This is a genomic window from Pseudomonas sp. 1176_21 (genome assembly GCF_052850635.1).
Genome location: NZ_VXCV01000005.1, coordinates 158,608 through 182,261, shown reverse-complemented (window position 1 = coordinate 182,261; position 23,654 = coordinate 158,608). Strand labels below are relative to the sequence as shown.

General features: G+C 61.2%; 25 protein-coding genes, 2 tRNA genes and 2 pseudogenes. 21 read left to right on the top strand and 8 right to left on the bottom strand.

What is annotated here, in order from left to right; genetic code table 11:
* The first annotated feature begins 25 nt into the window (after positions 1 to 25).
* From FW760_RS14160 to FW760_RS14140, 5 genes are all read left to right on the top strand, one after another.
* On the top strand, positions 26 to 2,260 hold the full coding sequence (locus FW760_RS14160) for an AsmA family protein (RefSeq protein ID WP_088514667.1): 2,235 nt from the start codon (positions 26 to 28) through the stop codon (positions 2,258 to 2,260).
* Positions 2,257 to 3,324, top strand: coding sequence for an A/G-specific adenine glycosylase (gene mutY, locus FW760_RS14155; RefSeq protein WP_116052509.1), 1,068 nt, complete (start codon positions 2,257 to 2,259; stop codon positions 3,322 to 3,324). The genes FW760_RS14160 and mutY overlap by 4 nt, the downstream gene beginning before the upstream one ends.
* The gene (locus FW760_RS14150; RefSeq protein ID WP_043862214.1) at positions 3,321 to 3,593 is read left to right on the top strand and encodes an oxidative damage protection protein; all 273 of its coding nucleotides are present in this window, start codon (positions 3,321 to 3,323) and stop codon (positions 3,591 to 3,593) included. The genes mutY and FW760_RS14150 overlap by 4 nt, the downstream gene beginning before the upstream one ends.
* A 91-nt stretch (positions 3,594 to 3,684) precedes the next feature.
* Positions 3,685 to 3,760, top strand: a tRNA-Phe gene (locus tag FW760_RS14145).
* A 131-nt stretch (positions 3,761 to 3,891) separates the two neighbouring features.
* Positions 3,892 to 4,287 carry a hypothetical protein gene (locus tag FW760_RS14140; RefSeq protein WP_446443836.1) on the top strand — a complete coding sequence of 132 codons (396 nt, stop codon included), beginning with the start codon at positions 3,892 to 3,894 and terminating at the stop codon, positions 4,285 to 4,287.
* A 12-nt stretch (positions 4,288 to 4,299) separates the two neighbouring features.
* On the opposite strand, the gene FW760_RS14135 is transcribed toward FW760_RS14140, so the two are convergent.
* Complete coding sequence (locus FW760_RS14135) at positions 4,300 to 4,956, bottom strand: Fe2+-dependent dioxygenase (RefSeq protein ID WP_158554924.1); 657 nt, start codon at positions 4,954 to 4,956, stop codon at positions 4,300 to 4,302.
* Positions 4,957 to 5,116: 160 nt separating this feature from the next.
* Between FW760_RS14135 and FW760_RS14130 the strand changes: the two genes are divergently transcribed.
* The 7 genes from FW760_RS14130 (at position 5,117) to FW760_RS14100 (ending at position 13,162) form a co-directional block, all read left to right on the top strand.
* Entirely contained in the window at positions 5,117 to 8,068 is a 2,952-nt protein-coding gene (locus tag FW760_RS14130; protein WP_446443835.1) for an autotransporter domain-containing protein, read from the top strand.
* Between the two features lie 171 nt (positions 8,069 to 8,239).
* On the top strand, positions 8,240 to 8,674 hold the full coding sequence (locus FW760_RS14125) for a hypothetical protein (protein WP_043862216.1): 435 nt from the start codon (positions 8,240 to 8,242) through the stop codon (positions 8,672 to 8,674).
* Positions 8,675 to 8,987: 313 nt separating this feature from the next.
* Positions 8,988 to 9,761 (top strand): ABC transporter ATP-binding protein, encoded by a 774-nt coding sequence (locus tag FW760_RS14120; RefSeq protein ID WP_116052505.1) that lies wholly within the window; start codon positions 8,988 to 8,990, stop codon positions 9,759 to 9,761.
* 13 nt (positions 9,762 to 9,774) lie between these two features.
* Positions 9,775 to 10,536: an ABC transporter substrate-binding protein gene (locus tag FW760_RS14115; RefSeq protein WP_043862218.1), complete on the top strand. Its 762-nt coding sequence runs from the start codon at positions 9,775 to 9,777 to the stop codon at positions 10,534 to 10,536.
* A 55-nt stretch (positions 10,537 to 10,591) separates the two neighbouring features.
* On the top strand, positions 10,592 to 11,287 hold the full coding sequence (locus FW760_RS14110; protein ID WP_043862219.1) for an ABC transporter permease: 696 nt from the start codon (positions 10,592 to 10,594) through the stop codon (positions 11,285 to 11,287).
* The gene (locus tag FW760_RS14105; protein WP_043862220.1) at positions 11,284 to 11,973 is read left to right on the top strand and encodes an ABC transporter permease; all 690 of its coding nucleotides are present in this window, start codon (positions 11,284 to 11,286) and stop codon (positions 11,971 to 11,973) included. Before FW760_RS14110 ends, FW760_RS14105 begins: the two co-directional genes overlap by 4 nt.
* Positions 11,954 to 13,162, top strand: coding sequence for a methyltransferase (locus tag FW760_RS14100; RefSeq protein ID WP_446443834.1), 1,209 nt, complete (start codon positions 11,954 to 11,956; stop codon positions 13,160 to 13,162). Before FW760_RS14105 ends, FW760_RS14100 begins: the two co-directional genes overlap by 20 nt.
* Positions 13,163 to 13,389: 227 nt before the next feature.
* Here the strand turns inward: FW760_RS14100 and mdtI are convergent, their stop codons facing one another.
* Complete coding sequence (gene mdtI / locus FW760_RS14095; RefSeq protein WP_043862222.1) at positions 13,390 to 13,719, bottom strand: multidrug/spermidine efflux SMR transporter subunit MdtI; 330 nt, start codon at positions 13,717 to 13,719, stop codon at positions 13,390 to 13,392.
* Positions 13,713 to 14,072 carry a multidrug/spermidine efflux SMR transporter subunit MdtJ gene (locus FW760_RS14090; protein ID WP_043862223.1) on the bottom strand — a complete coding sequence of 120 codons (360 nt, stop codon included), beginning with the start codon at positions 14,070 to 14,072 and terminating at the stop codon, positions 13,713 to 13,715. The genes mdtI and FW760_RS14090 overlap by 7 nt, the downstream gene beginning before the upstream one ends.
* A gap of 521 nt (positions 14,073 to 14,593) precedes the next feature.
* On the opposite strand from FW760_RS14090, the gene FW760_RS14085 reads away from it, so the two are divergent.
* From FW760_RS14085 to FW760_RS14055, 7 genes are all read left to right on the top strand, one after another.
* Positions 14,594 to 15,172: a hypothetical protein gene (locus FW760_RS14085; RefSeq protein WP_054915794.1), complete on the top strand. Its 579-nt coding sequence runs from the start codon at positions 14,594 to 14,596 to the stop codon at positions 15,170 to 15,172.
* 9 nt (positions 15,173 to 15,181) lie between these two features.
* Positions 15,182 to 15,388, top strand: a complete 207-nt coding sequence (locus FW760_RS14080; protein WP_116052503.1) for a helix-turn-helix domain-containing protein — start codon at positions 15,182 to 15,184, stop codon at positions 15,386 to 15,388.
* Positions 15,389 to 15,405: 17 nt separating this feature from the next.
* A complete protein-coding gene (locus tag FW760_RS14075) occupies positions 15,406 to 15,786 on the top strand; it encodes a hypothetical protein (protein ID WP_043862226.1) in 381 nt (126 codons plus the stop codon).
* Positions 15,787 to 15,824: 38 nt separating this feature from the next.
* The gene (locus FW760_RS14070; protein WP_054915796.1) at positions 15,825 to 16,088 is read left to right on the top strand and encodes a hypothetical protein; all 264 of its coding nucleotides are present in this window, start codon (positions 15,825 to 15,827) and stop codon (positions 16,086 to 16,088) included.
* Positions 16,089 to 16,183: 95 nt separating this feature from the next.
* Positions 16,184 to 16,259: transfer RNA gene (locus FW760_RS14065), tRNA-Thr, on the top strand.
* A gap of 409 nt (positions 16,260 to 16,668) precedes the next feature.
* Positions 16,669 to 16,878 carry a hypothetical protein gene (locus FW760_RS14060; protein WP_116052502.1) on the top strand — a complete coding sequence of 70 codons (210 nt, stop codon included), beginning with the start codon at positions 16,669 to 16,671 and terminating at the stop codon, positions 16,876 to 16,878.
* A gap of 337 nt (positions 16,879 to 17,215) precedes the next feature.
* Positions 17,216 to 18,430, top strand: a complete 1,215-nt coding sequence (locus FW760_RS14055; RefSeq protein ID WP_147303850.1) for a PIN-like domain-containing protein — start codon at positions 17,216 to 17,218, stop codon at positions 18,428 to 18,430.
* Between the two features lie 430 nt (positions 18,431 to 18,860).
* Here FW760_RS14055 and FW760_RS14050 read toward each other — a convergent pair whose 3' ends face one another.
* Positions 18,861 to 19,196 carry an N-acetyltransferase family protein gene (locus FW760_RS14050; RefSeq protein WP_446443848.1) on the bottom strand — a complete coding sequence of 112 codons (336 nt, stop codon included), beginning with the start codon at positions 19,194 to 19,196 and terminating at the stop codon, positions 18,861 to 18,863.
* Positions 19,197 to 19,210: 14 nt separating this feature from the next.
* Positions 19,211 to 20,373 (bottom strand): annotated as a pseudogene (locus FW760_RS14045) (IS3 family transposase).
* Between the two features lie 99 nt (positions 20,374 to 20,472).
* On the opposite strand from FW760_RS14045, the pseudogene FW760_RS14040 reads away from it, so the two are divergent.
* Positions 20,473 to 20,760, top strand: a pseudogene (locus tag FW760_RS14040) (HigA family addiction module antitoxin).
* Between the two features lie 312 nt (positions 20,761 to 21,072).
* On the opposite strand, the gene FW760_RS14035 reads toward FW760_RS14040, so the two are convergent.
* Positions 21,073 to 21,900, bottom strand: a complete 828-nt coding sequence (locus FW760_RS14035; protein ID WP_446443833.1) for a DUF2314 domain-containing protein — start codon at positions 21,898 to 21,900, stop codon at positions 21,073 to 21,075.
* Between the two features lie 181 nt (positions 21,901 to 22,081).
* On the opposite strand from FW760_RS14035, the gene FW760_RS14030 reads away from it, so the two are divergent.
* The gene (locus FW760_RS14030; RefSeq protein ID WP_043859806.1) at positions 22,082 to 22,579 is read left to right on the top strand and encodes an SMI1/KNR4 family protein; all 498 of its coding nucleotides are present in this window, start codon (positions 22,082 to 22,084) and stop codon (positions 22,577 to 22,579) included.
* A gap of 143 nt (positions 22,580 to 22,722) precedes the next feature.
* Here FW760_RS14030 and FW760_RS14025 read toward each other — a convergent pair whose 3' ends face one another.
* Positions 22,723 to 23,070 carry a hypothetical protein gene (locus FW760_RS14025; RefSeq protein WP_446443832.1) on the bottom strand — a complete coding sequence of 116 codons (348 nt, stop codon included), beginning with the start codon at positions 23,068 to 23,070 and terminating at the stop codon, positions 22,723 to 22,725.
* Positions 23,071 to 23,144: 74 nt separating this feature from the next.
* Positions 23,145 to 23,441 carry a DUF3077 domain-containing protein gene (locus tag FW760_RS14020; protein WP_446443831.1) on the bottom strand — a complete coding sequence of 99 codons (297 nt, stop codon included), beginning with the start codon at positions 23,439 to 23,441 and terminating at the stop codon, positions 23,145 to 23,147.
* Between the last annotated feature and the right edge of the window lie 213 nt (positions 23,442 to 23,654).

The window sequence follows — 23,654 nt, the reverse complement described above, 5'->3', positions numbered from 1 at the left end:
ACAATCGGACTACAAGGACTCGCCCATGAAAGCGTTCGGCAAAATCCTGGGGCTGGTGATACTCGGGTTGTTGCTGATCATTGTGGCGCTGGGCTTTGCCCTGACCCACCTCTTCGATCCCAACGACTACAAAGACGAGATCCGCCAGCTGGCACGCGACAAGGCCCACGTCGAGCTGACGCTCAACGGCGACATCGGCTGGAGCCTGTTCCCGTGGCTGGGGCTGGAACTGCACGAGGCGAGCATCGCCACGCTCAACAATCCCAAGGTGCCATTCGCCGACCTGCAGATGCTCGGCCTGTCGGTGCGCGTACTGCCGCTGCTGCGCCGTGAAGTGCAGATGAGCGACGTGCGCGTCGAGGGCCTTAACCTGACCCTGGCCCGCGACGAACACGGCCACGGCAACTGGGAAGACATCGGCAAGCCGCTGCCGGCCGCCACCCCGGCTGCACCGGCCGAAGGCAGCGCCGGCGCACCGGCCCCAGGCGAGGCCCCGGCCAAGCCGGCCGCCGCCGAGCGCCCGGTCAAGCTGGACATCGACAGCCTCACCGTGAACAACGCCAAGGTGCAGTACAGCGATGCGCAAAGCGGCCAGAGTTTCAGCGCCGAGAGCATCCAGCTGAGCACCGGCGCGGTTCACGAAGGGGTCAACATTCCGCTGACCATGACCGCCTTCTTCAGCGCTGGCCAGCCGGCCCTGCGCGCCCGCACCGAGCTCAAGGGCGAACTGCGCTTCGACCGTGCGCTCAAGCGCTACCAGTTCGAAGACATGAAGCTCAGCGGCGAAGCCTCCGGCGAGCCGCTGCAGGGCAAGACCATGACCTTCGCCGCCCAGGGCCAGTTGCTGGTGGACATGGCCGCGAACGTCGCCGAATGGAACGGCCTGAAGCTGTCGGCCAACCAGCTGCGCGCCCTGGGCGAGCTGAACGTGCGTGACCTGAACAGCACGCCCAAGCTCACCGGCGGCCTGTCCATCGCCCAGCTCGACCTGCGCACGTTCCTCGACAGCGTCGGCGTGGCAGTGCCACCGATGGCCGATGCCGCCACCCTGGGCAAGTTCGAGCTGGTCAGCCGCCTGGAAGGCAGCCCCACCCGCCTGGCTCTGGAAGACCTGGCAGTGAAGCTCGACGACAGCACCTTCACCGGCCGCCTGGCGGTGGATGACTTCGCCAAGCAAGCCCTGCGCGTGCAGCTAAAAGCCGACACGTTCAATGCCGACCGCTACCTGCCGGCCAAGAGCGAGGCCGCCACCGGCGCCAAGGCCGCGCGCCAGGCCGAGGTGCAGCAGAACGAAGCCGGCGCGCTGGCAGGAGCCGGCACCACACCGCTGCCGGACGCACCCACCAAGACCGCCTGGAGCACCGACAAGCTGCTGCCGGTGGACCGCCTGCGCGTACTCGACCTGCAGGCAGACCTGAGCTTCGGCGTGCTCACCCTTGAACAGCTGCCTATCCAGAACGCCGTGCTCAAGGCCCGTGGCCAGGGTGGCCTGATCACCCTGGACACCCTGCAGGGCGGCCTCTACAACGGCGACTTCGCTACCAAGGGCACCCTCGACGTGCGCCCTGCGGTACCGCAGATCGGCCTGAGTACCCAGGTCAACCGCGTACCGGTGGAGCACTTCATCAAGAGCCAGACCGACACCCCGCCGGTCAAGGGCCTGCTGACCCTGAGCAGCAACCTGACCGGCAGCGGCAATAGCCAGAAGGCGCTGATCGACACCCTCAATGGCAACGCCAGCTTCGTCATCAACAACGGTGTGCTGGTCAATGCCAACCTCGAGCAGCAGCTGTGCCAGGGCATCGCCACCCTCAACCGCAAGGCCCTGAGCGGGGAACCGCGCGGCAAGGACACCCCGTTCCAGGAACTCAAGGGCAGCCTGGTGCTGCGCAACGGCGTGGCCAGCAACCCGGACCTGAAGGTGCGCATCCCGGGCCTGACCGTCAACGGCCACGGCGACCTCGACCTGCGCGTGCTGGGCATGGACTACCGCGTGGGCGTGATCGTCGAGGGCGACAAGCGCGACATGCCCGACCCGGCCTGCCAGGTCAACGAGCGCTACGTGGGGCTGGAGTTCCCGCTGCGCTGCCGTGGCCCGCTGGAGCTGGGCGCCAAGGCCTGCCGCGTGGACAAGGACGGCCTGGGCAAGCTGGCCGGCAAGGCGCTGGGCAACAAGCTGCAGGAAAAGCTCAACGAAAAGCTGGGTGACAAGGTCAGTCCCGAACTCAAAGACGCACTCAAGGGCCTGTTCAAACGATGAATCCCGAGCAGTTTTCCAGCGCCGTGCTGGAATGGTACGACCGTAACGGCCGCCACGACCTGCCCTGGCAACAGGGCATCACCCCGTACCGGGTGTGGGTGTCGGAGATCATGCTGCAACAGACCCAGGTGAGCACCGTGCTCAACTACTTCGGGCGCTTCATGCAAGCCCTGCCCAGCGTCGAGGCCCTGGCCGCGGCGCCGGAGGACGAGGTGCTGCACCTGTGGACCGGGCTGGGCTACTACACCCGCGCGCGCAACCTGCAGAAGACCGCGAAGATCGTGGTGGAGCAGTACGCCGGCCAATTCCCGCGCGATGTCGAGAAGCTCACCGAGCTGCCCGGCATCGGCCTGTCCACTGCCGGGGCAATCGCCAGCATCAGCATGGGCCTGCGTGCGCCGATCCTGGACGGCAACGTCAAGCGCGTGCTGGCCCGCTACACCGCGCAGGAAGGCTACCCGGGCGAGCCCAAGGTGGCCAAGGCGCTGTGGGCCAACGCCGAGCGCTTTACCCCCCACAGCCGGGTCAACCACTACACCCAGGCGATGATGGACCTGGGCGCCACCCTGTGCACGCGCAGCAAGCCCAGTTGCCTGCTGTGCCCGCTGGAGCGCGGCTGCGAGGCGCACATGCTCGGCCAGGAGATCCGCTACCCGATCCCCAAGCCGCGCAAGACCCTGCCCCAGCGCAGCACACTGATGCCGCTGCTGGCCAACAACGAGGGCGCCATCCTGCTGTACCGGCGCCCGTCCAGCGGCCTGTGGGGCGGTTTGTGGAGCCTGCCGGAGCTGGACAGCCTCGACGACCTGCAACACCTGGCCGAGCAGCACGGGGTGAACCTGGGCGAGCCCGTGGCGCTGGACAGCCTGACCCACACCTTCAGCCACTTCCAGCTGGCGATCCAACCCTGGCTGGTGCCGGTGGCCCCCCAGGGTGACCACGTGACCGAGGCCGACTGGCTCTGGTATAACCTCGCCACCCCGCCGCGCCTGGGCCTTGCTGCCCCGGTCAAGAAACTGCTCAAACGCGCGGCCCACGTATTGAATGCAGGAGAGTCGTCATGACCCGCACCGTAATGTGCCGCAAGTACAAAGAAGAGCTGCCTGGCCTGGAGCGCCCGCCGTATCCCGGCGCCAAGGGCCAGGACATTTTCGAGCATATCTCGCAGAAGGCCTGGGCCGACTGGCAGAAGGAACAGACCATGCTGATCAACGAGAAGCGCCTGAACATGATGAACGCCGAGGACCGCAAGTACCTCCAGGGCGAGATGGACAAGTTCTTCTCCGGCGAAGAATACGAGAAGGCCGAAGGCTACGTGCCGCCTGCCGAATAACCCCGGAAATTCGTAAGCGACGGAATTAATTTAATAAATTTTCAAAAAGTCGTTGACGCAAATCCGAAAAACGCTTTTAATGCGCCCCGTTGCCCAGATAGCTCAGTCGGTAGAGCAGGGGATTGAAAATCCCCGTGTCGGCGGTTCGATTCCGTCTCTGGGCACCACTAATACCGAAAAGCCCCAAGCGAAGTGATTCCTTGGGGTTTTTTATTGCCTGCGATTTGGTGCTCGCCAGGTCGTCACCTTCGCCGGCCAGGCCGGCGCCTACCAGGGTTCATGGATGAAAAGGCTTGTGATGACAGCGCTTGCGCTGGTGTGCCTGAACGGTTGCGTCGGCTTCAAGTCCGCCTCGCCCCAGACCCGCGTCGAAAAGACCGAGACCTACCGCCAGTTGCTCGGCCGTGATATCACCCCGCACATCACCCGCACCGAACGTTCCGATGCCACCCGGGAATGGTGCGGCATCAGCCTGTGGCTGGTGGTGCTGCCCGTGCCGCTGAAGCTGCCGGTGTGCTCGACCTACACCGAAGCCGCGTTCGGCCACGACAGGTTCGGCGACGAGCGCGTGCTGATGTACACCACCCACAGCGTCGACAAGAACCCCTACCTCAATGCCTGCGGCCCGTTCATGTTCCTGGCGCCGATCATGCACGGCTATGAAGGCAATGCGCTGTGCGGGCGACTGCCCTGACCCGCCAGGCGCTCAGTCGCACCACATGCGAACCAGCCGCTGGATGCACTCGTTGGTCTGCACGGCCAGTGCCTGATGCTGCCCGCCCTGCCCCAGCGCAGGCGGCACTGCCTTGAGCTTGGCGACGATCTCGCGTTGCCCGGCATCACGGATACGGCTCTGGATCCAGCCCACTGCGGCATGCCTCACCCCTGCCGTGACCTCCCTTACCTCATGCAGCGCCCCGCTCGGGTACAGCAGCAGGCTGCCGGCCGGCAACTTGAAGCTGAACTGCTGCCCCTCGCTGTCGATGACCAGTTCACCACCCGCGTAGCTGGCCGGATCATCCAGAAACAGGGTGTAGGAGATATCGGTTCGCAAGTCGCCGATATGCGCAGCATCGGCATGCATGCCGTAGGCCATGCCCACCGCGTAGCGATTGATCATCGGCCGACCCACATGCCAGGGCATCGCGAAAGCCTGCAGCAGCGGCTGCTCCAGCAGCGCCTGGGCGATGCAGTCGAGCAGCTCAGCATGGCCCTCCGGCGCCAGTTGCAGGTTGCGCTTGGCCGCCTGTGCGAGGCCGTTGGCGGTGGCCCGGCCATCGCTGAAAGAACCCTTGCCGAGCGCTGCGCGAACCTGTGTGAACAAGGGCGCCGACAACGCGTTTTGGATGATCAGATAGTGCACGGAATTGTCCTGATGACGGCGCTTTGACGCCAATTCTACAGCGCTAAAACTAATTGTTTGGGGATGTTAAAAGCGTGATGCCACTCTGCTAGCATCGCATGCTTTTTGGCCGAAAAGGCCCCTGCCAACACCCTAAAACTACAATCGAGCAAGCACCACCATGAACAAGAGCTACAAGCTGATCTTGAACCGCCACCTGGGCGTTTTTCAGGTAGCGCCGGAGACCGCACGGTCGGCCGGCAAGGGGAGTGGCACGATTGGTACGGGCGCACGGCTGCGCCCTCTGGCACACGCGGTACTGCTGGCACTGCTGGGGAGCAGCCCGCTGGCAATGGCTGCATCGGGCAGCTGCACACTGGTCGGCACCGGCACCCTCAGTGGTGTGTGCCAGGGCGATAGCGGCATGTCGGCACCAGGCGCCAGCGGCGACCCGGGCGGCAGCGGCACTGCCGCCGCCACAGGCAGCGGCTATGACTACAGCAGCAGCGCCACACTGGTGGGCGGCGGTGGCGGCCAGGGCGGCAACAGCGAAGCAGGTATCGGCAGCGCCGGTGGTGCAGGTGGCGCGGGCTTGAGCGGTGCCGGCCGTTTCATCAACAACGCCAGCATCAGCGGCGGCGCCGGTGGCCGTGGCGGCAATTCCAGCGCTCTGCCGAACAGCACTCCAGGCAACGGTGGCAAAGGCGGCACTGGCGTTGTTGCATCAGGCCTGTGGCTGAGCAACCAGAGCGCCATCGCTGGCGGCAACGGCGGGGCAGGTGGCGACAACATCAATCCGCTCCCCAGCGCGAACAGTAGCGGCGGCAACGGTGGCGAGGCCGTGGCGGGCAACCATTTCACCCTGATCAACGACGGCAGTGTGGTCGGCGGCGCGGGCGGTAGTGCCGGCATGGGGGCCATGCCAGGCATGGGCGGCATCGGTGGCAGTGGCGCAACTGCGGTGAGCGGCGATGGCTTTGTCGTGGTCAACAACGGCATTGTCCTTGGCGGTGCCGGTGGCACCAGCAGCCCGATGATGCCGATCGGCTCGCAAGGCGGTAGCGGCATCTCGGGCTCCAACTTCGAGGTCCGCAACAACACCGGCGCCACCATCAGCAGCGGCGCGAGCGCTCCGGGTGGCATGTTCATGGGCAGTGGGCCTGCCATCCAGAGCAGCGGCGGCTCCACCATCTACAACGCCGGCACCATCAGCAACAGCTCGATTTCCGGCACGGCCATCATGCTCAGCGGGGGCAGCAACACCCTGGTATTGGAAAACGGCTCCAACATCCAGGGCTTGACCTTTGCCGGCAGCGCCGACACGTTCGCCCTAGGCGGGTCGGCAGACAGCGCCTTCAACCTAAGCGAGCTGAACACCCGGTACATCGGTTTCGGCACGTTCGACAAGCGCGATGCCAGCACCTGGACACTGAGCGGCGACAGCACCGGCACCACCCTCTCTCGCTGGAACGTCAAGCAGGGCACCCTGCGCACCGCGAACGGCACCACCCTGACGGGTAGCGTCAACGTGCAGCAGGGCGGCACATTGCAACTGGGCAACACTCGCATCAATGGCGCACTGGTAAACGACGGCACGCTGCAGCTGGGCCACGCCGCCAGCCCCCGCCCCTATGTCTATGTGGACGGCAGCTTCAGCCAGAGCAGAAATGGCGTGTACCGCATTGCCGCCGAGTCCAATGACAGCGAGGGCGGCTACAGCCGGCTGTCCGCCTCGGGCAACGTCACCCTGGCCGGCAACGCTGCCGTGGACGTGGCCCAGGCCAATCGCCTGGCCATCGGCCAGAGCCTGGACAACGTGGTGTACACCAGCGCAGCGCTGAGCGGCAACTTCGCGAAAGTCACCGACAACAGTGCGCTGTTCGACTTCAAGAGTGTCGCCACTAACGGAGTTGGCGGCCACGTCGACTTCCAGGTAGTAAAGGCCACGACCATCGTCGACATCATCGATGGCGGAACCAAGCCGAAGCCGCCGACCAAGCCTACCCCGACACCTGAAGACAACCAGCCGTCCATCAGCGGCAACAAGCCGGCACGCGGCGCGGCTCAGGTACTGGACACCATCATCGGCCAGGGCACCGATAACGCCGGCATGCAGCAGGTCATCACCTCGCTGGGCAAGCTGAGCACCAACCAGCAGGTCTCCGACGCGGTCAGCCAGACCCTGCCGCTGCTGGTCGGCAGTTCGCAAGCGGCCGCCAATGCTTCGCTCACCGCGATCCACGATGTGGTACAGGCGCGGGTCAGCCAGGGCCGCGGCCTGTCTTCGGGTGACGAGGTGCTGGGCGATCGCGAACTGTGGGTCAAGACCTTCGGTTCGTGGGGCGATCAGAACGAGCGCAATGGCGTCTCGGGCTTCGAGGTCAACAGCCAGGGCATCGTCTTCGGCGCCGACGCGGCCATCAACCCTCAGAGCCGTGTGGGCCTGGCCTTCGCCTACGCCAAAAGCGACATCAACGGTGACTCCAAGGCAGCCCCCAACAGCGCCAACATGGATATGTACCAGCTGATCGGTTACGGCAGCTACGACCTGGACGACGCGACCCAACTGACCTACCAGCTCGATTATGGCCAGGGCCGCACCGAGGGCAAGCGCAAGATCCTGTTCATGGGCACCGAGGCCAAGTCCAGGTACGACAGCCAGGTCGTGCATGCAGGCGTGGGCCTGGGCCACACGCTACGCCTGGGCCAAGCCACCGAGCTGACGCCGAGCGTGCGCGCGGACTATACCTGGGTCGGGGACGAGGGCTACCGCGAAACCGGTGCCGGCGCGCTCAACCTGGATGTCGATCGCCGTGACAGCGAAAGCCTGGTACTGGGTGCCGACGCCGAACTGGTGCACCTGTTCAGCGAGCGGCTGTCCACCAGCCTCAAGCTGGGCGTGGGCTATGACACCATCGGCGAACGTGCCTCGCTCACCAGTGCCTACGCTGGCGAGCCAGGCCTGTCGTTCCGTACCCAGGGCCTGGACCCTAGCCCGTGGCTGGGTCGTGGCGGTGTGGGCGTCAGCTACCGCGTCACCGACAGCACCGAGCTGAGCGCCAACTACGATGCCGAATACCGTGAGGACTTCCTCAACCAGTCGGCATCGCTGAAAGTGCGCTGGGCGTTCTGACTGGCAGGTTGAGGCGGTAACTGCCAAGCCCCTGGGTCGCGAGACCCAGGGGCTTTTTCGTGCGCATCGGTTGGCCCGCTGGCCACAGCGGCCGGTGTCGACGGCTTGGGTTTCCTCGTGGAGTGGGGTTCAATAGCGCCACGCATCACCTTCTTTCAAGGATTACCCGCAATGGCTTCCAGCAGCAAACAGCAAAAACGCGCCAAGCGCGCTGCCAGCAAGGCCCGCGAGAACCGCATGGTACGCAGCGGCCAGGCGGTCAAGAGCAGCGGCGAGAGCGCCAGCGCCAGCGTCGAGCAGGTGTTCACCAAGGCCATGGAATCGGGCAGCTACACCGCACTGTTCGAAAAGATGAAACAGGCCCAGGACACCGGCCTGGCCTCGATGATTGCCGTGTTCCTGGTCGACCCGCTGCTGGCCCTGGTGCTCAAGGGGCACAAGGAAGAACACTCCACCGACTACATCTGCAAGGTGTTCTGCGCCTACCGCCACTGGCTGGACGGCACCGAAGAGGCCCAAGCGATGCAGTGGCTGGAGAGCGACGAGTTCCAGGACGCCTATGTGCAGGCCTCGGAGATCGTCTCCAAGCAGAAGAAATTCGGTTGAGCAACGACCCGGGCTGCGCCGCAGCCCAGGGCCGGCAAAACCCCCGGATGCTGTGCAACCGGTCAAAAACGGCTTTCCAGCATCGGCCAAAACTGGCACCATCGCGCCTTTTTTCATCACGGCTACGGCCCGTGGAAATGGGGCGCGCGGTCATCCGCGCGACAGTCCGCTGCATCGATGCGACACCCACCTGCCCACAGGCCCTTCGCCCCGCCCGCCGTTGTTGGCTGTCGTTCGAGCGCTATGCTAGCGTTGCGCCTCGCCAGGAAGGCCGACAACAGCAGGCACGCACCAGAACTCAAGAGGACCGCACATGGCCCAGGCCACGCCCGCGCTGGAAATCCGCAACCTGCACAAGCGCTACGGCGCGCAGGAGATTCTCAAGGGCATTTCGCTGACCGCCCGCGACGGCGACGTGATTTCGATCCTGGGGTCGTCCGGTTCCGGCAAGTCCACCTTGCTGCGCTGCATCAACCTGCTGGAAAACCCCCACGAAGGCCAGATCCTGGTCGCCGGTGAAGAGCTCAGGCTCAAGGCCGGCAAGAACGGCGAACTGATCGCCGCCGACAACAGGCAGATCAACCGCCTGCGCAGCGAGATCGGCTTCGTGTTCCAGAACTTCAACCTGTGGCCGCACATGAGCGTGCTCGACAACATCATCGAGGCGCCGCGCCGCGTGCTCGGCCAGAGCAAGGCCGATGCCATCGAGCACGCCGAGGCGCTGCTGGACAAGGTCGGCATCCACAACAAGCGCCACAGCTACCCGGCCGAACTCTCCGGCGGCCAGCAGCAGCGTGCCGCCATTGCGCGCACCCTGGCGATGAAGCCCAAGGTCATTCTGTTCGACGAGCCCACCTCGGCGCTGGACCCGGAAATGGTCCAGGAAGTGCTCAACGTGATCCGCGCGCTGGCCGAAGAAGGCCGTACCATGCTACTGGTTACCCATGAAATGAGCTTCGCCCGGCAGGTGTCCAGTGAAGTCATCTTCCTGCACCAGGGCCTGGTGGAAGAGCAAGGATCGCCGCAGCAGGTTTTCGAAAACCCGAACTCGGCGCGTTGTAAACAATTCATGTCCAGCAACCGCTAACGGAGCAACACGCATGCAGAACTACAAGAAATTCCTCCTGGCCGCTGCCGCCACTCTGGTGTTCTCGGCCAACGCCATGGCCGCCGAAAAGCTGAAAATGGGCATCGAAGCGGCCTACCCGCCCTTCAACAACAAGGATGCCAGCGGCCAGGTCGTAGGCTTCGACAAGGACATCGGCGACGCCCTGTGCGCCAAGATGAAGGTCGAATGCGAAGTGGTCACCTCCGACTGGGACGGCATCATCCCGGCTCTGAACGCCAAGAAATTCGACTTCCTGATCTCGTCGCTGTCGATCACCGACGAGCGCAAGCAGGCCGTTGACTTCACCGACCCGTACTACTCCAACAAGCAGCAGTTCATCGCCCCGAAAAACGTCGACTTCAAGACCGACCGCGCCTCGCTCAAGGGCAAGACCATCGGCACCCAGCGCGCCACCCAGGCCGCGACCTGGCTGGACGACAACGGCGGCATGGACGGCGACTTCAAGGTCAACCTGTACGACGGCCAGGAAAACGCCTACCTGGACCTGACCTCCGGCCGCCTGGACGCCATCCTGGCCGACAAGTACGCCAACTACGACTGGCTCAAGTCCGATGCCGGCAAGAACTACGAGTTCAAGGGCGACCCGGTCAACGAGAGCGACAAGGTCGGCATTGCCGTGCGCAAGGGTGACACCCAGCTGCGCGACAGGCTGAACGCCGCCCTCAAGGAAATCGTTGCCGACGGCACCTACAAGAAGATCAACGACAAGTACTTCCCTTTCAGCATCTATTGATTCGCCCGACCGGCACCGCCCCTGCGGCGGTGCCCGTCCCTGAACAAGCCTGCCCATGAATATTGATCTCTACGGATTCGGTCCGGCCCTGGCGGCTGGCACCCTGATGACCGTGCAACTGGCGCTGTCGGCCCTGTGCCTGGGGCTGGTGCTGGGGTTGCTCGGCGCCCTGGCCAAGACCTCGCCGTACAAGCCGCTGCAGTGGCTTGGCGGTTTCTACTCGACCCTGGTGCGCGGCGTGCCCGAGCTGCTGTGGGTGTTGCTGATCTACTTCGGCACCGTCAGCCTGATGAGCAAGCTGGGCGACCTCCTGAATATTCCCGGCCTTGAGCTGAGCGCCTTTGCTGCCGGCGTGATCGCTCTGGGCCTGTGCTTCGGTGCCTATGCCACCGAAGTGTTCCGTGGCGCAATCCTGGCCATCCCCAAGGGCCACCGCGAAGCGGGCCTGGCCCTGGGCCTGTCCAAGGCGCGGATCTTCTCGCGGCTGATCCTGCCGCAGATGTGGCGCATCGCCCTGCCCGGCCTGGGCAACCTGTTCATGATCCTGATGAAGGACACCGCGCTGGTGTCGGTGATCGGCCTTGAAGAGATCATGCGCCACTCGCAGGTGGCCGTGACCGTCACCAAGCAGCCGTTCACCTTCTACATGGTGGCGGCAATCATCTACCTGGGCCTGACCATCCTTGCGATGATCGGCATGCACTTCCTGGAAAAACGCGCCGCACGCGGCTTCGCGAGGGCCAACCAATGAACTGGGAAGTGATCATCAAGTGGCTGCCACGCCTGGCCCAGGGCGCGACCCTGACCCTGGAGCTGGTGGCCATCGCGGTCATCGCCGGGCTGATCCTGGCCATCCCGCTGGGCATCGCCCGCTCCTCGCGCCACTGGTACGTGCGCGCGCTGCCGTATGGCTACATCTTCTTCTTCCGTGGCACGCCGCTGCTGGTGCAGCTGTTTCTGGTGTACTACGGCATGGCGCAGTTCGAGATCGTGCGCAACAGCGCCCTGTGGCCGTACCTGCGCGATCCGTTCTGGTGCACCGTGCTGACCATGACCCTGCACACCGCCGCCTACATCGCCGAGATCCTGCGGGGCGCGCTGCAGGCCATCCCGCGCGGGGAGATCGAGGCGGCGCGGGCGCTGGGCATGTCCCGGGCCAAGGCGCTGTTCTACATCATGCTGCCGCGCGCGGCGCGCATCGGCCTGCCGGCCTACAGCAACGAAGTGATCCTGATGCTCAAGGCCAGCGCCCTGGCCAGCACCGTGACCCTGCTGGAACTGACCGGCATGGCACGCACGATCATCGCGCGTACCTACCTGCCGGTGGAGATCTTCTTTGCCGCCGGCCTGTTCTACCTGCTGATCTCGTTCCTGCTGGTGCAGGGCTTCAAGGTGCTCGAGCGCTGGTTGCGGGTCGATGCCTGCCAGGGCCGCTGAGGTACTGCAGGGCGAGCCACTGCATAGCCGCTTCCAGGCCCTGGACAGCTTTTTGCTGGAGCACCAGGGCCTGTGGCGGCCGCGGCCGTTTACCCAGCTGCACCTGCCGTGGGAGCGCGAGCACCCCGCCCTGAGTCACTGGCTGCGCCAGCGGCCGCTGAGCGAGGCCGACACCCCGCCTGAACATGCCCCCGCGCCTTATCCACAGCTGGCCGCACAGTGCCAGGCGCTGTCGGCGGTGGGCGAGTTATCCACAATCGAGCTGGCCCCTGCCAACCCGCGCCTGAACGTGGACGTGCCAGGGCGCAAATGGCAGCAGATCGAGGCCTTTGCCGGGCGCCTTGATTTTGCCCGCCAGCCCACGCACTGGCTGGACTGGTGTGCGGGCAAGGGGCACCTGGGCCGGCGCCTGCTGGGCCCGGCGCAGCAACTGACCTGCCTGGAACACGACCCCGCGCTGGTGTTGGCCGGCGAACAGCTCAGCCAGCACCACCGCTTGCCTGCGGAGCATCGCCTGCAGGACGTGATGGCCGCCGATGCCGCCACCCAGCTGGGCAGCCAGCACACCGCCGTTGCGCTGCATGCCTGCGGCGACCTGCACGTGCGCCTGATGCAACTGGCCAGCGCTGGCGGCTGCCGTCAGCTGGCGATTGCGCCGTGCTGCTACAACCGTATCAGCGCAGCGCACTACCAACCGTTATCCACAGCCGCTCAAGCTTCGACGTTGAGCCTGTCGGTCGACGACCTGGGCCTGCCGCTGAGCGAAACCGTCACCGCCGGCAACCGCGTGCGCCGCCAGCGTGACGCATCGATGGCGCGGCGCCTGGGCTTCGACCTGCTGCAGCGCGAGGTACGCGGCTGCGACAGTTACCTGCCCACCCCTTCGCTGCCCAGCCACTGGCTGCACAAGCCCTTCGCCCAGTACTGCCAGGACCTGGCCGAACTCAAGGGGCTGCATGTGACGGGTGCGCCCGACTGGGCGGCACTGGAACAGGCTGGCTGGGCGCGACTGGCCCGGGTGCGCAACCTTGAACAGGTGCGCAACCTGTTCCGCCGCCCGCTGGAGCTATGGCTGGTGTTGGATCGCGCACTGTACCTGGGCGAACAGGGCTTCGAGGTGCGCCTTGGCAGCTTCTGCCCCTACCCTCTCACGCCTCGGAATCTGATGCTTTTGGCAGAGCGCGGTTGACGTGCAAACCTGTGGATAAGTCTGTGCGCAACATTTTGATGAATCGCTGAAAAAGCCGCCCGACAAGGGCTGGCGACAGCTGGTCATTTTTTGTTCACCTTCTAAACCTGAGCAAAAACAGCCATTTGCGCAAAGACGAACGGGCTGGCCACTGGCGATGCACTACGCGCCGAGTTGGCATGCAGCTTGTGCATAAGCATTTTCGCGAATGGCTCTAAGGGCTGCGATCAGGCCAGTTTCAGCAGGCCCATGCCGCCCAGCAGAAGCAGCAGGCCAAGCCAGCCGCGGCCGGCCAGGCGCTGGCCGAACAGGGCCCAGCCCATGGCCACGGTGGCAAGAATGCCGAAGCCGCCCCAGATGGCGTAGGCCATCGACAGAGGGATGTCCTTGACCGCCTGGGCCAGCGCCGTGAAGGCAGCCAGCACGCAGACGATCGACGCCGCCGCGACCCAGCGCTTGCGCAGGCCATCGGAGTACTTGAGCAGCAGGTTGGCGAGCACCTCGAGCACGATGGCCAGTGCCAGCCAGGCAAAGGGGATCACTTGCAGGCTCAGCATGGCAGGGCCTCCCCGGTGGTTTCACGGCGGGCGCTGCGGGTACCGGACTTGATCAGCAGGATACCCGCGATCATCACGCCCAGGCCCAGGGCCTTGAGCAGGCCGATGCTTTCACCCAGCCAGGTGACGCTGACCACGGTGATCAGCACGATGCCGATGCCTTCCCACAGGGCGTAGGCCACACCCAGCGGCACGCGCTTCACGGCGAGCGCGAGGAAGCCGTAGGACAGGCCGATCATGGCGTACATGAGGGCGTGACCGAGAATCGGCGAATGATCGGCGGCGAATTTCATCGACGTGGTGCCGATCACTTCGGCCACGATGGCGATGAACAGATAGATCCAGGAACGCATGGTGCCCTCCCATGGGCATTACGAAAAACGCGAGGGGCTGACGGGGGCGTCAGCGAAAAAGCCGGGGTTTGGGAGGGTGGCGCTAGAGGTCGCCGGTCCAGTGACGTTCACGGGAAACCAGGCGGGAGGTGAGGAGCGGCAACGCTTGAGTGTTCAACATAATGCACAACAAATTAGCTGAGGGCATTGTATAAGTCAAATCGATAGAGAATGCCTAATGAATTTTGCTGCGGATCATTCGTTATTTGGTGAAAGCCCCTGAAAGGTGGCTGCAAGGCGCGTAAATTATAATTACCAAATCCGGCGTAGCCTGTAAGGCCCAATCGCGGGTCAAGCCCGCTCCCACAAGGTTGGCGGCGACCCCTGTGGGAGCGGGCCTGACCCGCGAAGGCCGCAACGCTGACCCCGCCCCCCCTGCGAGTCAAATCGCCACACCACCTCATATCACATCAATTAATTATTGTACTGCAATAATTTTTGCTCAATAATCCGCCCCGTTCAAACCAGACCAAGGAAAAACCATGAACAGCAAAACAGTGGCCTACGCACGCTCGCGTCTGCGTGCAATCGGTGCCTTTGCGGCGTTGCTGGCGTGGGGTACGGCGCTGGCCGAATTTGGCTGCAATGCCTGGTTCTGGCTTTTCGACCGGCACGACGTGCTGGCCGCCTACCTGCAAAGCTTCGCCGACCAGATGCCCCTGCTGGTGGCGCCGGGCTTCCAGCCCAGTGCCCTGGCCCAGGCACTGGTCATCACCCTGGACATGATCCCGGCCAGCCTGTCGGTACTGGCCCTGTACCTCACCGGCCTGTTCTTCATCCGCCTGTCACGCGGCCAGACGTGGACGGCCTCCAACATCAAGCTGCTGTGGTGGGTGGGCCTGCTGTGCATCGGCCTGCCGTTGCTGTGGCCGGTGATCGCCACCTTGCAGGGCCTGGCCTTCTGCATCGACCTGCCGCCAGGCGAAAGGAGCTTCAGCGTGGGGATCGGTGTATCATCCGCGGCGGTTTACGAGATCATGAAGGGCATATTGCTGTGTGCCTTCTCCCTCCTCATGCGTGACGCCAAGACCATCAGCGATGAACACAACTGTTATGTCTAGCCTAGCCCCATGCCGATAATCATCAGGCTCGACGTCGTGATGGCCCGGAACAAGATCCGTTCCAAGGACCTGGCCGAGATTATTGGCATTACCGAAGCTAACTTATCGTTGCTGAAGAACGGCAAGATCAAGGGTTTCAAGATCGAGACCCTGGAGAAGCTGTGTCGCGCGCTGAAGTGCCAGCCGGGAGACCTGCTGGAATTCAACGAGGACTGAACAAGGAACACCCTCTCGTGAGCATCACCTTTCACTGGCGCGCAGCGCTGCTGCTGGCCGCCGGCCTGCTGGGCGGCTGTGGGCCGAGCTACACCTATCGCTATTCGCCACCGCCGAGCCAGCACGGCATGCAGTGCATCAGCGCGTGCTCGCAGCAGCGCAACTACTGCGGGCAACTGGCACGCATGCAGGACAACGCCAACCAGGCCCTGTACCAGTCCGAGATGCGCAGTTACCAGTACTGCCAGCAGGGCAAGAGCAAGAAGGATGCGCGGCGCAGTTGCTACTACCCGAGCTACCCCTACAGCGCGGGCCTGTCGAGTGATTGCGGGCGCGAGTACGACCAGTGCTACCAGGGTTGTGGCGGCACGATTCACCGGATATTGAACAAGGACTGACGGCTTGCGGGCCGCATGATGCAATCGGGAAAACACACATGACCATGAACACCTTCAACACCATCGCCCTGGTGGCCTTTGCCCTGCTGCTGGGTGGCTGTGCCGGTGGGCACGCCAGCCGCGGCGACAGCCTTGCGGGCTGGGACATGCCGCAGATGCAGGTGCTGGGCGACAACGGCCTGCCGGCGCAGCCGCATCGCTACGTGAAATGCGGCAAGCGTGGCTGCCATGAACAGAAGCCGATGCTGTTCGACCCGGCCAAGGCCGAACCGACGGCCGAAAGCCTGCATCGCGGGTGGTAGTAGAAGGGCTGCAGGCCACGTGAAACGCAGCCTGCGGCCAGATTGAACGGAAGTAGTTTACAGAACCAAACCGATCGCTATAATAGCGCCCCTATGCCGGTATAGCTCAGTTGGTAGAGCAACTGACTTGTAATCAGTAGGTCCCGGGTTCGACTCCTGGTGCCGGCACCATATAGAATAAGGCTCGCAGCGATGCGGGCCTTTTTCGTTTTTGATTCGGGGTTACGCCGGGGTTACGTTTTCGGTAAATCTTCAGCGATATCCACCAGTCGTTTTCGGCCTTCAGAGCCGCGAAGGTCGCACTACACGCGCGTACCGGTCGCGAAACTACGATTCCAGTTGGATTGGATGAACAGCGCTCTATCTATCTGTCTTTCGCGTTGAACGATCTGACGAGCCCGCTGCAAAGAGTTTCGCCGCGCGCTATCTAACGCCTCTCCACATTAGGGCCAAAGGGATGGAAAACCCAGACACTTGGACTTTCTTAACCAATACGCGCGCGGAAGAAATCGCAGGGGCGATTTGCTCACTCAGGTGATACACCACACTGCTACGCTTTCCTCTCCACGGAGGAAACACAATGTTGAACTCAGACCTACTCCCGTCCTTACTCTTCAAAATCAACGAAAACCAACTCGCCCTCGAAGCTGCCATCTTGGAGCTTTCAAACTGGGTCGAGCAGCGGGGCTCGGCTGAGGTTGCCGAAAACGTACGTGGCGCACTAGAAGCCATCGACAAAAATGAAGAGTTCATCAAGCTGACGATTGCAGTGATGATGGCTCCAGAGTGACAGCCATCGGCGAGAAGAGGTCTGTCGCGAACCTCTACAATGGGTTGTGGATTCAACCGGTCACCACCGGCAGAAAACGGCCAATTGCTGCCTGTGGTGGGGGACAGAGGTTGACAAAACGGGCGTTCAGGCACCCAGCTCTCAGCCGAACTTGTTGAAGGCACAAAGCCACATTCAGCGGCAGAGAGGTCTATTAAAAAGGCTTAAAACTGGCGAAGATGTCTGCCTCCAGTCAGACAGAGAATTTTGGAATGACCGACCGATTTCTCCTTTACAAATAGAAACCCCATGAAAGAATTGCAAATAAATAACATTACCAACAATGTTAAGGAAAACAATGAAAAGTGAATTTAAGTGGTATTTCAAGCCTGATGCTGACGAGATTGAGCGGATCTGGAAAGATGGAATATTGACAGTTGACGCAAATGTTTTGCTCGACCTGTATAGATACCACGAGAGAACAAGAAATAGTTTGCTCGAAAGCATGCAGAATTTTGAGGGTGAGCTGTGGCTGTCCAGGCAAGCTTCAGAGGAATTTTTTCGCAATAGGAATAAAGTAATTGTTTCCTCTAGCAAAACTTTCAAAGAAGCCAAGGATGAAATCGAAAAACTACGCAACTCAATCGAATCGACAGTCAGCCAGCTTAAAGGTAATCGAATAATACCTGCGGATGTAGCAGACAAAATGTTGGAAGAGATTTCACCCAGCATACATAACGCGCAAGAAAGAATTGAAGAAGCAAAAAGAACCCACCCGAACTTCCTTAACGAAGACGACGTGCTCGAAAAGGTCGCTGCTCTTTTTGAAGGTGCGATCGGGGATAAATTCCCAGATGCAGATTTAGCAAAAATCACCGCTGAAGCAGAGGAGAGAAAGACCAACAAAATCCCTCCCGGCTATTTGGATGATGGTAAGGATGGCGACAGGCCCTACGGTGATTTTTTCCTCTGGAGACAAATTCTTGACTACTCCAAAAATAATTCAAAACCAATCTTGCTTGTTACATCTGAACGCAAAGAGGATTGGTGGGAAAAGCTCTCCGGAAAAACTACGGGACCTAGGATTGAATTGTTAAGAGAGGCCAGTGAGTATACGGGGCAGCGCGTACTCATCTATCAAACAGACAGATTCTTAGAGTTTTCATCACAACGTAAGGGGCAAACTGTTGACACTGATGCCGTTGAGGAAATTAGAGCTGTAGATAATTTGAGATCCGAAAAGGAACATGCTGTAGAAGTCTTGTCACAGGATGTAATTTCCTATTCAGAAGATCATCATAGCGGAGAGCTGATTGTCCATCTTAGAAGGCCAGTAAAAAACTTCACTAGCAGCGGTCATTTTGACCCTGTAATGGATGGCCCCCCAGAAGTAAGCGTAGCATTGATTTCGGCACCGACCGAATTGCCAAACTGTAGTATTAGGGCAGGAACAGGGACAAACTACGACTTTAATATTCATATTAAATCTGACAACCAAAACGAACTCCTCCCTGTTGGCGAGTATGTTTTTGAATACAATGCTCGTTTTGTGCGCGAAGAAATTGTCGAATAACTCGATAGTGAGTCAAGGCGAGGCATAACTTAAGACTCCCGTCCGACTTATGACACCAATTACGTGGTTAGCTTGCAGAAACGTACAAACAAAAAAGGAAGCACTGCATGCATTGTTTATTGAGCGGAAGGGTTAAACCCTCCGCTCAAGTTTTTTACCACGGGAACAGAAAGTTAGCCGGTTGGGATGGCGAAGCTACTTCTGTCAGTTCTTTGCTCTACCGGCTTCTATCATCCTATACTAGATCGATTGAATAGAGTCTAATTCCCTAAAAGCATTCGAGCGATTAGTTTTGAACGAGAGCCACTTGGGGCTAATCGACTGCTTGGGGCCGATTTTTGCTTGTCGCCACCGTCAGCTTAGGGTCGTTTTTCTGCCTCTCGCGACCGGAACAGAACGGCCAGAAGCAGACATCCATCGACGGCCACTATCAACATAAAGCGCATTGCGAAAACCGATCTGGGCCGCCGCGAACGTCATTCGGCGAGCTCTGAAAATCGGCGTGTTTGCTTGGGGGCTTCGAGTCCCCTGACAGCTCGAAGAGCCAATAACCAACCTCATGCCATTTGCCAAGCGTGTAGCCAACCTCGGGGAATGTGCCAACGTGATTGAATCCTAGACTTTCATGTAGCTCCACGCTCCCGGCATTCGGCAGTGAGATGCCGGCATAGACGGAGCGAAAGCCTTGCTGAGCCAAGATGGGCAACAGCGCTGCGTAAAACCTGCGACCAACACCGGCACGACGTTCGTTCTGGTCGATGTACACCGTGACTGTAGTGGTCAACTAATACCGGACACTGCGTTAAGTTTTTCTTCAACCACGGCGGGCGCTAGTCCGCCGTTGAATTGGTGTGGCCGTTGCCAGTTGTAGCGCTGCATCAAAAACCGACCAATATCCTGCTGTGCCAGGGAAGCACTCATGTATCCCACTGTTGGCACCCATTCTGTTTTCAAACTGCGAAACAACCGCTCCATCGGCGCGTTGTCGTGGCAGTTTCCCCGTCGACTCATGCTCTGTTTGAACCGATAACGCCACAGCCGCTGACGGAAGCTTCGGCTGCCGTATTGGCTGCCTTGGTCGCTGTGAAACAGCACGCTCTGTGGCCGACCACGCTGTTCATAGGCCATGTCCAATGCCTTGATCACCAGGTCGGCATCGGGCTTCGCTGAAAATGCCCAGCCCACCACGCGGCGGGCGAATAGATCGATGACGGCAGCCAAATAGTGCCAGCAACCTTGAGCCCAGACATAAGTGATGTCACCGCACCAAACTTCGTTTGGTGCCGATACGGTGAACGCTCGATCCAGCACGTTCGGGATATCTGGTCGCTCGACCGTCGCTTTTTTGTAGGCATGTGAACCGGGTTGCTTACTGATTAGCTTCATTTCGCTCATCAGCTTACGCACCTTGAAGCGCCCAATTTCTATGCCTTCCTCCCGCATCATGAACATGATGCTTCGGCTGCCCGCCGCGCTGCGGCTTTGGGTGAACAGTTCGTTCACTCGGCTGCGTAAAACCAGCCGCTCAACGTCGGGAATTCGACGTTTTCGGCAGTGCGCGTAGTAGCAAGATCGGGTGACTTCAAATACCGAGCACAACAGATCAACAGGCTCTTCAGAGCGGAGCTAATCGATTAACGCGAACGCTCGTGTTCCTCGGCCATCAAGAGCGCGGTGGCCTTTTTTAGGATCGATTTTTCCCGTTCCAGCCGATTGATTCGGGCTTCTAATTCCTGGATTTTTTGCTGCTCGGGCGTCAGCGCCTTGCTGGTCGGAGTGACACCGCCTCGCTCTTGCTGGAGCTGATTGACCCATCGACGCAGGGCCGACTCCACCAAGCCGAGCGAACAGGCTGCTTCGATGTGGCTGTAGCCTTGGTCGAGCACCAGGCTGGCAGCTTCGCGCTTGAACTCGGGCGTAAAGGTACGACGTTGCTTGGTCATCAGACACCTCTCTATGGCAAGCATTCTCGCCTAAATGGGTGTCCGGAATCATTAGACCACTACATTGATTACCTCGACTACCACTGAGGAGTTCCCCAAATGGCCATGTTCAACCCCCCGCACCCAGGCGAAACCTTGCGCGAAGATGTGTTGCCCGCCCTGGATATAAAGGTGGCCGAGTTTGCACGTCGGCTCGGTTACGCCAGAGAAACACTGTCTTGAATCCTTCACGGCCATGCACCTGTCAGCCCGGACCTCGCCGTCCGGCTTGAACGAGCCGGCATCGGCAAGGCTCGAACCTGGCTGGCCATTCAGGCTGACTGGGATCTGTGGCAGGCCGAGCATCGAGAGCAACCTGTGATCGAGCGCTTTGCGTCTATCGCGTGATACTGAAAAAGCCTACGCCGATGGTTTTTCAGTTATCCACAAGCATGGCGCTCGAGCGCACGCTCAAGGTCAGCCAACTCAACACCTGTCCCTCGCCGCACCTCGCGACACGCCCCGCGCAATCAACCCTCACCCGTAACCCTTCCCCTGTCAGATGCCCTGGATACTTGCCCAACATCAGCTCGACCTACGTATCGCTCATGGGGTGGCAGCTGTACGCGAGTTGGCGGGCCTCTTCGCCGGCAAGGCCGGCTCCTACAAAGGACCACGCCGTCGGTTGGAGCCAGCCTTGCTGGCGAATGGCACCCCACGCTAGTGGGCGCTCTGCCCTTCAAGCAACGCCAGAATCCGCGGCCAACCGGCAATGCCTGCCAACGCCAGCGAAGTCTGGCCGTTGCCGTTGGGCAGCAACGGGTCAGCGCCATGACGCAACAGCGCATCCACCACCGTGTAATTGCCCGCCAGCACCTCGCGGTGCAGCATCAGCCATCCCTCGTCATCCGGGTCTCGGGCCACCTGCGGCTGTGCGCTCACGCCCTCCTCGATCTTGTCGCGCATGTTCAAGGCCATCGGGTGCTCGGTGCATTCCAGCACCGCCAGCGTCTGCTGGTCTTCAGCACGGCTCAACGTACGGGAGAGCAGCCAAGGCTGCTGACCTTCTGCAGCCGGGACGACTTCGACCAAACCCGGCTCACCGAAATCCATACCCCAGGCCTCATCGTGCTCCAGGCGCTCGTCTTCGTGCATGGCCGCGCGTATCGCATCGACGGTGAAGCCGCCGTACACATGGCCCTGGCGCACATACATCCAGTCGTTCAGCAAGGCCAACGGCAGCGTCACAGGCTCCCACGCCTTGAACGAGGTGGCCCAGCTTGGTTCATTCATCAGCACGCCGGTGATGGACTGCCCATCGAACTCGATCTCGCTCACCCACATGTTCTCGACGCTGGGTACCTCGGGGTCGTCGCTCTCGATGGGGAAGGACATTTTCACAGCCGCCATGTCCAGGCCCTTCACGATCCTGCGCGCCTCCCACGACAGCTCTCGCCAGAAATACTTGAACGTCGCCTGAGCACTGGCCACGGCGGCCTTGAACTCGTCGCTTTCGCCTTCAACACCGTAGATGATCTGTTCGGTCATAGGTAAATCGTTCCATCGCCTGGTTCACTGAAATGCTCAAGCCAGAGCACTTGCGGCCTGTGCCGCCACTTGAAAAACGGGAGCAGGATAACCTGATCCAGCGAACGTGACAGTCTTGCCCCCAAGCCCCCGTTACGCTAAAAACCTGCACCCTTGGATACCACGCAAAAGGACAGGCCCAATGTTTGAAAACATCACTGTTACCGGCAGCCCGCTGGTGCTGTCCACAGACGCCGAAGTGGACCAGGCACAAGCTGTGTTGGGTACCCGCTTCCCCACAGGCTACCGCGAGTACGTCACGCAGTTCGGCGAAGGCATTCTTGGCGGCGTGTACGTGCGCATCTACCCGCCCCATCAACTGCTGCACGGCGAAAACAGCCAGGCCCAGTGGGTTGAGCGCATCAACCAGTACTGGTTCTGGGACGACGACAAGGAGCTGATGCCCAAGGAAAAGGCCCTGCAGTGCATCATCATTGGCGACACCTACGACGGCGACGAACTCATCATTCACCCCAGCGACCCGGAGCGCATCTATGTGCTGCCACGCCACAGTGAAGCCGCCCTCGTCGCGGGTAACGGGCTGGTGGAAGCGATCGAATGGCTGTGCAGTTCGAATGTGCTGACCGAAGCGTTCACCGAGCGAGACTTCGAACCGTTCGACAGCCGTGTACAGCCCTGACATGAAACGAATACCCAGGCGCACCCACGCCGGGTATTCGCCCGAACAATGAAATCCCGGTCGTCATCCAGCAAGACCCAACGTCCGGCCTTGGCTTGACCGGGCCCTGCACTTCGAATCGCTGGTAGCCGATGGTTTTTCAGTTACCCACAAGCACGGCCCTCGAGCGCACGCTCAAGGTCAGCCAGCTCAACACCTGCACCCTCACCGCACCTCGCGACACGCTCCGCGCAATCAAACCACACCATTATCCCTTGCCCTGTAAGTTGCCCTGGATACTTGCGCAACATCAGCTCGACCTGCGTATCACTCAACCATGCCGCGCGGTCCAGGGACCAGCGCGGGTCCTGGAACTCGAACAGGCAGGCACCCGACACGGCATCGATAATCCGCGGCGGATACACCCAGTGCGAGTTGCCGGCTTCCCACGGCGCAGCCTCGATGCGATAGCGGCCGTCGGGTGAGGTGGATTGGGTTTCAAATTGGGTCATCGGCATCGTGCTCCGTGCATGATCGGAAAGTCTGTCACAACAGGGGCTGAACAGGTCGGCCCCTGTCGCTTCCTCTACGCAGTGGCCTTGCGATTGCCCATGCCGTCGAGCACCGCATCCACCAGCACCTTGGCTAATTCCGTCGAATGCAACGAGACCCACAGCAAAACTTTGCTGGTGGAGTCCTCGGGGTGCAAACAGGCTTTCTGGAGGGTGTCGAAGATGCCTCTGAGCAACAGCGAGGCATGCATCAGGGCGTCTTCTTCGGGTATGTCTGCGCGTACCAGGAAGAATGGCGAGTGGCCGATACAAGGATCAATGCTGGGCTCACACATCAGAGCAGCCGGCGGATCAGGAACGATTTTTTTCATGGCGATCACTTTTTGTAGAGTGAAGCTGCCACTGCTCGCGACCAAGCAAGTTGGGTGGCAGCTGTACGCGAGTTGGTCGACCGGGACAAAAAGATCAAAACCCGGCAGGCACGAGGCCTCCCGCGTACAACCGCCATAGGCGGCGCCGAAGCGTGATTTTTTGTCAACGGGCGACCAAACCCGATCGCTGATGCTCAGCGACCGCAGGAGCCT

Coding starts and splice junctions, on each gene's coding strand:
- FW760_RS14115 (WP_043862218.1), top strand. CDS start 9,775: ATGCAGAACTACAAGAAATTCCTCCTGGCCGCTGCCGCCACTCTGGTG.
- FW760_RS14105 (WP_043862220.1), top strand. CDS start 11,284: ATGAACTGGGAAGTGATCATCAAGTGGCTGCCACGCCTGGCCCAGGGC.
- FW760_RS14020 (WP_446443831.1), bottom strand. CDS start 23,441: ATGAAAAAAATCGTTCCTGATCCGCCGGCTGCTCTGATGTGTGAGCCC.
- FW760_RS14035 (WP_446443833.1), bottom strand. CDS start 21,900: ATGACCGAACAGATCATCTACGGTGTTGAAGGCGAAAGCGACGAGTTC.
- FW760_RS14025 (WP_446443832.1), bottom strand. CDS start 23,070: ATGACCCAATTTGAAACCCAATCCACCTCACCCGACGGCCGCTATCGC.
- FW760_RS14080 (WP_116052503.1), top strand. CDS start 15,182: ATGCCGATAATCATCAGGCTCGACGTCGTGATGGCCCGGAACAAGATC.
- FW760_RS14150 (WP_043862214.1), top strand. CDS start 3,321: ATGACCCGCACCGTAATGTGCCGCAAGTACAAAGAAGAGCTGCCTGGC.
- FW760_RS14100 (WP_446443834.1), top strand. CDS start 11,954: ATGCCTGCCAGGGCCGCTGAGGTACTGCAGGGCGAGCCACTGCATAGC.
- FW760_RS14130 (WP_446443835.1), top strand. CDS start 5,117: ATGAACAAGAGCTACAAGCTGATCTTGAACCGCCACCTGGGCGTTTTT.
- mdtI (WP_043862222.1), bottom strand. CDS start 13,719: ATGCTGAGCCTGCAAGTGATCCCCTTTGCCTGGCTGGCACTGGCCATC.
- FW760_RS14060 (WP_116052502.1), top strand. CDS start 16,669: ATGTTGAACTCAGACCTACTCCCGTCCTTACTCTTCAAAATCAACGAA.
- FW760_RS14125 (WP_043862216.1), top strand. CDS start 8,240: ATGGCTTCCAGCAGCAAACAGCAAAAACGCGCCAAGCGCGCTGCCAGC.
- mutY (WP_116052509.1), top strand. CDS start 2,257: ATGAATCCCGAGCAGTTTTCCAGCGCCGTGCTGGAATGGTACGACCGT.
- FW760_RS14070 (WP_054915796.1), top strand. CDS start 15,825: ATGACCATGAACACCTTCAACACCATCGCCCTGGTGGCCTTTGCCCTG.
- FW760_RS14120 (WP_116052505.1), top strand. CDS start 8,988: ATGGCCCAGGCCACGCCCGCGCTGGAAATCCGCAACCTGCACAAGCGC.
- FW760_RS14160 (WP_088514667.1), top strand. CDS start 26: ATGAAAGCGTTCGGCAAAATCCTGGGGCTGGTGATACTCGGGTTGTTG.
- FW760_RS14090 (WP_043862223.1), bottom strand. CDS start 14,072: ATGCGTTCCTGGATCTATCTGTTCATCGCCATCGTGGCCGAAGTGATC.
- FW760_RS14085 (WP_054915794.1), top strand. CDS start 14,594: ATGAACAGCAAAACAGTGGCCTACGCACGCTCGCGTCTGCGTGCAATC.
- FW760_RS14030 (WP_043859806.1), top strand. CDS start 22,082: ATGTTTGAAAACATCACTGTTACCGGCAGCCCGCTGGTGCTGTCCACA.
- FW760_RS14055 (WP_147303850.1), top strand. CDS start 17,216: ATGAAAAGTGAATTTAAGTGGTATTTCAAGCCTGATGCTGACGAGATT.
- FW760_RS14140 (WP_446443836.1), top strand. CDS start 3,892: ATGACAGCGCTTGCGCTGGTGTGCCTGAACGGTTGCGTCGGCTTCAAG.
- FW760_RS14110 (WP_043862219.1), top strand. CDS start 10,592: ATGAATATTGATCTCTACGGATTCGGTCCGGCCCTGGCGGCTGGCACC.